The 8,503-nt window shown below is 60.4% G+C and carries 5 protein-coding genes; 4 read left to right on the top strand and 1 reads right to left on the bottom strand.

Annotated features, from left to right (window positions below; genetic code table 11):
• Positions 1-148 precede the first annotated feature (148 nt).
• Entirely contained in the window at positions 149-946 is a 798-nt protein-coding gene (locus M3484_RS16490; RefSeq protein WP_249498206.1) for a DsbA family protein, read from the bottom strand.
• A gap of 133 nt (positions 947-1,079) precedes the next feature.
• Between M3484_RS16490 and M3484_RS16495 the strand changes: the two genes are divergently transcribed.
• The 4 genes from M3484_RS16495 to M3484_RS16510 are packed head-to-tail and all read left to right on the top strand — an operon-like array spanning position 1,080 to position 8,437.
• Positions 1,080-3,329: a type IV secretion system DNA-binding domain-containing protein gene (locus tag M3484_RS16495; protein ID WP_249498208.1), complete on the top strand. Its 2,250-nt coding sequence runs from the start codon at positions 1,080-1,082 to the stop codon at positions 3,327-3,329.
• Complete coding sequence (mobF, locus tag M3484_RS16500) at positions 3,326-6,766, top strand: MobF family relaxase (RefSeq protein WP_249498210.1); 3,441 nt, start codon at positions 3,326-3,328, stop codon at positions 6,764-6,766. Before M3484_RS16495 ends, mobF begins: the two co-directional genes overlap by 4 nt.
• A complete protein-coding gene (locus M3484_RS16505) occupies positions 6,763-7,386 on the top strand; it encodes a hypothetical protein (RefSeq protein WP_249498212.1) in 624 nt (207 codons plus the stop codon). The genes mobF and M3484_RS16505 overlap by 4 nt, the downstream gene beginning before the upstream one ends.
• A complete protein-coding gene (locus tag M3484_RS16510) occupies positions 7,379-8,437 on the top strand; it encodes a hypothetical protein (protein ID WP_249498214.1) in 1,059 nt (352 codons plus the stop codon). Before M3484_RS16505 ends, M3484_RS16510 begins: the two co-directional genes overlap by 8 nt.
• The last annotated feature ends 66 nt before the right edge of the window (positions 8,438-8,503 follow it).

Here is an 8,503-nt window from a genome sequence, read left to right on the forward strand (position 1 = left end):
CGCCGCCTCCGGCCACACAACCCGCCAGAGCGAGAGCCATTGCCAAGGGAGCCATTTTCGTGCAAATCATGGGGATTGCATCCTAATATATTGATTTATTTAACATAATCCAGATTACGCGAATCCGGTGTCATGCCAGAACAGGGGCCTACTGCGCCTGTCTTGCGGCAACCCGATCGAAGCTGGCGATCAGCCGATCAGCTTGCATCATTCCTCCGACAAGCTCGTCCTCGAAGACGAATGCAGGTGTTCCGTTGATGCTGAGTGCCTGAGCCAGACGCTTATTGGCTGCGATCGTCGCTCTGATGTCGGCGCCGCGACCGCGTTGCATCAGAGCGTCGAAATCATATCCGGCTGCGCCTGCCAGAGTGGCAAGTGTGGCATCATTCAGCGCTCCCTTTTGCCCCAGCAGCGCGTTGTGGAAAGCAACATAGGCCGCATCGCCATGCTCAGCGCGAACAGCCATCGCCAGCCGCGCTGCATTCTCGGAAGCCTGCCCAAGGATCGGGAACTCTTTCAGGATCAGAGCCACATCATCCCTGCCCTCAAGCGCCGTTGTGACCTCCGCAAGGGCTGCTTTGCAGTAACCACATGAATAATCGAAGAACTCCACAACCCTGATCGGCGCCGATGGATTGCCCTTAGCGGCATCTCCACCCGCAAAGAGCTGCTCCGCATGCTCAGCGATCAAAACGATCTGGGCCTGGCCCTTCTTCGCGGTTTCCTGTTGCTCAAGGATGGTGAACACCTCGAGGACCACTTCAGGGTTATCGAGAAGATAAGCCCTAACTCCCGCCCCAAACTCGGGCGAATAGTCAACGCGGAGATCCTGCTCTCCCACGCCCTCTGCTGCGGCCATTCCGCCAAAAGCCAGCCCCACCGCCAAGACAGCTGCCTTGCCGACGACAGGTCTCAAGCGGGCTGAAGCCCGCGCATTGCTTGCCATTCCACCATTCTCCTCACGGGTCATATGTGGCTGGCTTGGCGGACCGCGCTTGCGCTTCATTTCAAGTTTAACATTCTATTATTGATATAGATATGTTTTGTTGTATTGAAAAGTGATTCAAGGATGCCATGTCATGGCGAAACGTACCAATCACCCCGCTCGCTTCGTCCGCGGCGGCCAGACAACGCAGCATTGGTGGCGAATGGCGGCCCAGGTCGCCCGGACCTCAGCGATCATGGCAATCGGAGCATTTACCCTCAGCTACTGCGTCCTGATCGCGCTGAACTACGAGATCAGGTACATGCGGGAGACGATGGCGACCTGGCTTGCCGAGTACAACATCAGCGCCGGAAACCCTTCAAAGCCAATCATTTATACTGATCATCTGTCGCAACGGCGGACCCGCACCTCACTAGAAATCAGCCGGGATGCGCGCATGGCAGCTCTCGCGCAGCGCTATCGTGACAATGCGGGCCATTTGGCATGGGTCGCTGCTCTGCCGGCAGGCGTTGCTCTCGTGGTCAGCATCGGTGTTTTTGCATGGGCGGGGCGGCGCCTTGGCGAAAACCAGCATGTCCGGGGCAGCCGTCTCATCTCCCAGCCAGAACTGGTAAAATGGTCTGCCCGCAAGTGGCGCAGCTACCGGGCACGGATCAGATCGAATGACAAGAAAGCACTCTATACCATTGCGAACATTCCATTTCCGCCAAATGCCGTAGAGGCGCAGACCGGGATTTTCGGGACGGTCGGGGTCGGCAAGACCAATGCGATCAAGGAACTTCTGACCACGATCCGCGAACGGGGCGGCAGAGCGGTGATCTATGATCGCATGGGGGGGCTTGTTCGCGATTTTTACGATCCGGAAACCGATGTCATCATCAATCCCTTCGATGCGAGGTCCAGGGTCTGGTCGCCGTTCTTCGAGGCCCGCACACCGGAAGCCCTAGCTCAGATCGCGGAGGTGATGATCCCGCAAAAGCCTAACCAGGGCGATCCGTTCTGGAGCCAGACCGCGCGCCTTGTCTTTGAATATGCCGCAAGATCGCTGATCAAAGCGAAGACGCCGACGAACGCCGATCTGCGCAAAGCCATCATGACGATCTCAGCCGATGAACTGGCGCGGCTGCTCGCCGGTACGCCCGGCGCGCATTTCTTCGGCCCTCATGTCGAGAAGACCTCGGCGTCCATCCGCGCCAATATGATTGCGGAACTGCGGTTCCTCGAATTCCTGCGCGATGATGGAGAGCCCTTCTCGATCCGGCAATGGGTCAAGGCCGACCGACCGGGCTTCGTGTTCCTGACCGGCGATGCCGAGCATTCGGCCGCAACGCGCAATGTCATCAGCACCGCAGTCGAGGTGGCCGCCAATGCGTTGATGACCTGTGAGGAACGGCGCGATCCCAGCCTGTGGTTTTTCCTCGACGAAGTTCCGACGCTGAACCGTCTGCCCTTCCTTGTCTCCAAGTTGGCGGAGGTTCGGCAGTTCGGTGGTGCCTTCGTGCTGGGCTACCAGGTCTATGCTCAGCTTGAAGACATTTACGGCGAAAAAGCCGCCCAATCGATTGCGGGCACGCTGAACAACCGGATCGTCTTCAACACGCCTGATGCCCGGACGGCTAAGCTCTTCTCGGACTCACTTGGCTTTGAGGACCTGATCGAGCAGCGCGAGAATCTCAGCTTCGGTGCCCATGAAAGCCGGGACGGTGTGGCCTTCATGAGCCAGCGCGTCGAGCGACCCATCGTCACGCCTTCAGAAATCCAGGCCCTGCCCCAGTTCGAGGCCTTCATTCGCTTTGCCTATGATGCGCCGACAGCGAAGGTCCTGTTCGAGCCGGTGGTGATCACACCGAAGGCGGAAAAGTTTATCCCCTATAATGGCACCGGCTTTGATCTTGACGGTATGGATCCAGTGAAGGCCCCTGCCCCCGGTCCGGCATCACCCTCCCTGCCCGCGCATTTCGCGCCAGACCTGATCCATCAGGTAGAAGAGGAACAGCGCTCAAAGTGGTCCGCATGGCCGCCCGAGCAGCAGATAGACGCCTTCTATCGCTGGAGGAAACAAGGCGAACAGCAAGAGTTCGATGCCCAGACCGGCCAGTTGCAAGCCCCTCTCACAGGGATGCCAGCCGAACTGCTCTGGGATCATTATTACCGCCAGCGGCTGAGCGGCGTGACCAATCCCAGCTACCGCGTCACCCCTAACACGCATGGAATGGTCTCGACGCGTGGAAAGAACGTGCGATCTGAGGGCGCACCGGACGTCCCATCCTATTCGGCAATTCTGGAAGCCCTCGTCGAGGTGAAACCCGCCGAAGAGGAGAGTCCGGATCAGCAGGATGACCCACTTTCCCTCATCATGGACGATCGTGGCGCGCTGCTATGATGTCCCTCAGCAATGTCTCCGCCGGGGCCGCTGCCAGCGGCTACTACAGGGCTGAAGGCTATTACGTCGCTGGCAGCCCGGAAGCACAGGCTGCCGCCTCCTGGTTTGGCGAAGCCGCTGAGCATCTCGCCGATATCGGCATGGAGACGTTTCGCGACCGGGTTGACGATCAACTTTTCTCCGACATGCTGAATGGGCATGCGCCATCACTGGAGCGCGATGCACAGGGGAACTGGAAAGAGGGCCCCGCCCTTGGCCGGTGGGTCGATGGCGAGCGTCAACACCGGCCCGGGCTGGACCTGACCTTCTCTGCCAGCAAGTCCGTCTCGATCATGGCCCTTGTCGCAGGGGATGACCGCATCATCGCCGCCCATGACAAGGCGGTCCGGCTTGCGATGGCTGTTGCAGAAGATCGCTTTGTCTTCACCCGGCGTGAGGTGAGTGGTGAGATCGTTCCGGTCCGCGGCAAGATGATCGCCGGGCTCTTTCGTCACGATACCTCCCGTGCTCTCGACCCGCAGCTTCACACACATGCGGTCATCCAGAACATGGTTCTTGGTGCAGATGGTCGCTGGACGGCCCTGACCAACGAAGCCCTCTACGAGAATAAGATGCTGCTTGGCAGCATCTACCGCAACGGGCTTGCCCGTAGCCTGACCGAGCTCGGTTATGCCGTCGACCGCGTTGGGACGGCAGGTATCGTGGAAATCCGGGGCGTGCCGCAGACTCTGATTGAGGGGTTCTCGAAGCGCCGTCAGGAGATCGAAGCGGCCCTGAAGGATTACGGTGCCGAGCCCACTGCGAAAGATTCCGCCCTGGCCGCGCTGGCAACCCGCAAGAACAAACACAACGGCATTGACCGCACGGAACTTCATACAGCCTGGCTGAAAGAAGCCAGGGATCTTGGTATCTCCAGGAGCGATCTCGAGCAGATCCGCGACACTGCCGCCCTGTCGAAAGCTCTGCAGCTGCCTGGCATGACACGGTCCGGCCCGGTCATCGTGAGTGACGAAGACAGGGCCGGAGCGGTCGTAGACTTCGCCATCCGCCATGTCAGCGAAAGGAATGCCGTCTACTCGGCAGATGATCTGCTGAAGGCAGCGCTGAACCGCAACAGCGAGGTCGGCCATGATCTCCTTGAAGATGCGATCTTGCGCAAGGAGGCCGAGGGTCGGCTGGTGCCGGTCCATCTCCACGAATTGCGCGAAACCGCGCGCACTGTGCCCCGAATTGATGGCATCCAGGGCACACTGAGCGCGCATGGGACTGCGCCCTACAGGCACCAGGAAGGGAAGAAGGACAGCTATTTTGTCACCCTGCAGACGCAGGGCGGGGAGAAGACATTCTGGGGCGTGGGGTTGGCCGGAGCCATGGAGAGGGCCGGGGCCGCGATTGGCGATAGCCTGACACTTAAGGTTGTGACTTCGGATCCCGTCAAAGTGCGCGATGGCGAGGGTTGGAAAGAAGTCAGCCGCAATGCCTGGGTGGCGGAGCGGGTTGATACCCGCGTGACGCCCCAAAGCCGAACTGAGTCTGCGATCCTGTCCCGCTACACCGATGATGCCACGCTCGCGGCAGAAATACGGGTCCAGGAAGAGTTCCGCGCGGGGCGCCGTGAGGGTGGCATCACCCTGCCCGACCGGCTGCGCGAGAACGGCGGCCTGAAGATGACCGGGGTGGCAACGCTGCGCGAGCGTCTGAGCCAGAGCAGCCTTACCGAAGGCCAGCGCGATGCCATCCTCATGGGGCTCTCTTCTTCCGGGCGCTTCGTCGGTGTTCAGGGATATGCCGGTACCGGCAAAACCTACATGGTCGAGCAGCTTCGCAGCTACGCGGAACGTTTCGGCTATACCGTCGAAGGCGCCGCTCCGACCAACCGTGCTGTTGGCGAGCTTGAGAAGGTTCTGCCCGGCTCGCGGACGATCGCGCGCTTCAAACTCGATGCCGATCTCGGACGTGATCCCGCCGACAAGACGAAAACCATTCTGGTCATCGACGAAGCCTCGATGATCGGCACATCGGATATGCGCGACCTGATGACCCGCGCCAACAGTGCGGGTTATGCACGGGTAGTCCTTCTGGGCGACGTCAGGCAGCTTGACGCCGTGGCCGCCGGCACCCCCTTCGCGCAACTACAGCGTGCGGGCATGCCAACAGCGCTGATGGCCGATATCCAACGCCAGCGGGATGGCGCGCTTAAGGATGCAGTCCTGCACTCGATCCGTGGCGAGATCCAGGCCGCCTTCGAGAAGATCGGATCTGTAACGACCCCGGCAAGGGGTGAGAAGTTTACCAACACAGTCGCAAAATCCTGGCTCAGCCTCGGACGCGCCGCACGCGAACAGACGGGTCTGATTGTACTGACAAACGCAGTGCGCGAGGCAGTGAATGCCGAAATCCGCGAAGGTCTTCGGAGCGAGGGCCGGATTGGCGCGACGGATAGGGCCCTCAAGAGCCTTTCTCCACTGTCATTTACCCGAGCGGAGGCTGCGGAGGCCATGAGCTATAGCTCAGGCGATGTGGTGGTACCGATCCGGGATATCAAATCCGCCGGGCTTGTCGCCAGTACGGTCTACCGCGTCACCGATGCCAGCACGCGCAGCAACACGATTACCCTCGAACCCGAGACCGGCGGTCCCGCAGTTCGTGTTCCCCTCGCACCTGGAGGGAAGGCTGCGACCAGCCTCGTCGCCTACGAACAGGTGGAGCGGCAGTTCGCAGCCGGTGACAGGGTTAAGTTTGCCATAACGGACAGCGAGAGCCGCATCGCCAACGGTGCCAGAGGGACGGTCACGGGCGTTGGAAAGCGCCAGATTGCGCTCCGGCTGGATGACGGTTCCAAAAGAGTGCTGCCTCTCGACAGCATGGCTGCGCGCGGGCTGGACCATGCTTACGCCGCGACCGCTCACGATTTCCAGGGCGCCACGGTGGACCGGATCATTGTCGCCATGATGGCGGCGGAACAGCTCAGTACCCGTAAATCCTTCTATGTTGGCCTCTCGCGCGCCAGAGACCACGTGATGCTGGTTACAACCGATGCGGCCAAACTTGCTGATCGGATCGAGAAAGAAACTGGCGAACGGCCCGCAGCCCTTGACGCTTATGAACAGCGACTGCGCGACGAGGCGCAGGAGCGGGCAAAATCGGAATTGCAACGCGAAGCAAGGGGGCACCACCAAGAGCCCGCCACCGGGTTGGACCGCCATACCGCCGCCTCACCCGATCTCCGAACGCCACCACCGTCAGCCCGTCCTCCCGGCGCAACGCCTGACCGCCAACCCGCCAGAGATCCCGGCAACGCCGAAGAAATCATGCGCGAGCAATGGGCAAACCTGAAGCCAACTGACCGCCCTGCCGAGCGCAATGATCGCGAGGCAGCAATCACCATCAAGGAGATCGAACAGATGCAGAAAACCAAAGAAGGGCCCATTCGATGAGACGCGACAATATAGACAACCGCTACCGCTTCGTGCTCGGACAAGTCGCCACGGCACTGACCGCAGAGCAAACCCCACCCGGTGAAATATCCCGCCCGGATCACCTGGAGGCCGGGATTGTTCGGATCCAGAACGAGTTGGCCATTGAGCGAGCAACAAACCGGCGCCTCACCGAGGCTTTCCAAACCCTGGATGCCCGGTTCTTCACGCTCCTGACTGCTCATAATGACGGGATGCGGGGACTGATGATGACGGTCGGCCAGACGGTGCGCGAGTTGAACGTTATCCGGCGCGTGCTCATCATCTCGGGAGCCACCAGTACAGAGCAAGCCGAGCGTCTCTACGACAAGGCCCTTCCCGCGATTATGGAACTCCGCGCCACGATGGCGCTCTGGCGGCAACGCGAGGGGTTGGAAATTCCGGAGTTCTCGCTGGAGGAGGAAGAGCGGATCCTCAGCGAATTGATCCAGAGCCCTGCCACGGACCGAGAGAGAAGCGAGGACCCGTCTCTCAGCCAGGATGAGACGGTATGCGAGCAGCCCAATCGCACGGAAGGATCCACCGACGACCTGTCTTCAGAAAAGGCGCCTGAAAGGGACTTGGAGCGCGAAAATGACTAACATTTGCCGGCCTTTACAGCCGCGTTTTGTCCTGAAGCACCGTGCCATCCTGATCCACGGAGATGCCACGAGATGGGCACAGAAAGATATCGCATTGTTTTTGCTGCATATTATTCGTGTCACGACATCGAAGTCATGTCAGGGCAGATTTTCCGCGTTCTTGTCGCGCACAAAGTCACAACTATCTGAATCTAATGTAAAAAACTGGCGCCAAGGGCGCCATGCAGCATTGCTGCGTCAGGTGTGGAACTTTTGCTGTTTCTGGAGGGTGGGGTGCCATTTTCTGGCATGCCCCGCCATCTTGCTCGCTGGCGTTGGCGGATGCCTCCTGACCGTGCTTCTGGCGACATCAGCGACTGCTGACGGATGGAAATCGGGGTCGTCCTTCGACACGCGGCCCGTTGAACCGCGTGCGGCAGCTGCCGGATCGAGCTTTGCCGGCCTCGTGGTCGCATCGTCGTTCGATGCGCCATCGAACAGGGTTGTGCTGCCGGTGGGAAGAACGGAGTTCCTCCTTCCCACCGGCAGCGATGCGCTGGTCAAGCTCCGTGCCCTGATCCAGCACGCTGAGAGCCGCAGAGCAGGTTACGATGCCTGGCACGAAAGCGCCCGCATCCCGCCTCCAAAGCTGCCAAGTCAGATGACGCTTGCGGAAATTCAAAGCTGGATTGCCGCGACCCCGGGCCAGCATCATGCCATCGGACGCTACCAGATCGTCCCGGATACGCTTGAGCGGTTAATCCACAAGACCGGACTGCCAGCCGACGCACTGTTCGACGCACCCCTTCAGGACACCCTGGCGAATGTCCTGATCATGGACGCCGGATATTCGGCGTTTGCGACAGGGCAGATCACTCCGTCCCGGTTCATGGACAATCTCGCACGGGTCTGGGCCGGGTTCCCGCTGGAATCCGGTCTCTCCGCCTATGACGGCGTGGCAGGCAACAAGGCAACGGTAAGTCGCGCCTTCTATGCGGAGCAGATGGCACTGATCTTCCCGGTGGAGTGGGCGCGCATTGCACTTCCCAATCGCGAAGCGGGGGAAAGCTGATGTGCCAGACCCGCCAGACCCGCCAGACCCGCCAGACCCGCCAGACCCGCCAGACCCGCCAGACCC

The organism is Pseudomonas sp. GX19020 (assembly GCF_023371075.1).
In the GTDB taxonomy this organism is placed as follows: Bacteria; Pseudomonadota; Alphaproteobacteria; order Rhodobacterales; family Rhodobacteraceae; genus Pseudogemmobacter.

Excerpts from the sequence above, each read along its gene's own strand:
- M3484_RS16490 (WP_249498206.1), bottom strand. The coding sequence starts at position 946 with ATGGCAAGCAATGCGCGGGCTTCAGCCCGCTTGAGACCTGTCGTCGGC.
- M3484_RS16495 (WP_249498208.1), top strand. The coding sequence starts at position 1,080 with ATGGCGAAACGTACCAATCACCCCGCTCGCTTCGTCCGCGGCGGCCAG.
- mobF (WP_249498210.1), top strand. The coding sequence starts at position 3,326 with ATGATGTCCCTCAGCAATGTCTCCGCCGGGGCCGCTGCCAGCGGCTAC.
- M3484_RS16505 (WP_249498212.1), top strand. The coding sequence starts at position 6,763 with ATGAGACGCGACAATATAGACAACCGCTACCGCTTCGTGCTCGGACAA.
- M3484_RS16510 (WP_249498214.1), top strand. The coding sequence starts at position 7,379 with ATGACTAACATTTGCCGGCCTTTACAGCCGCGTTTTGTCCTGAAGCAC.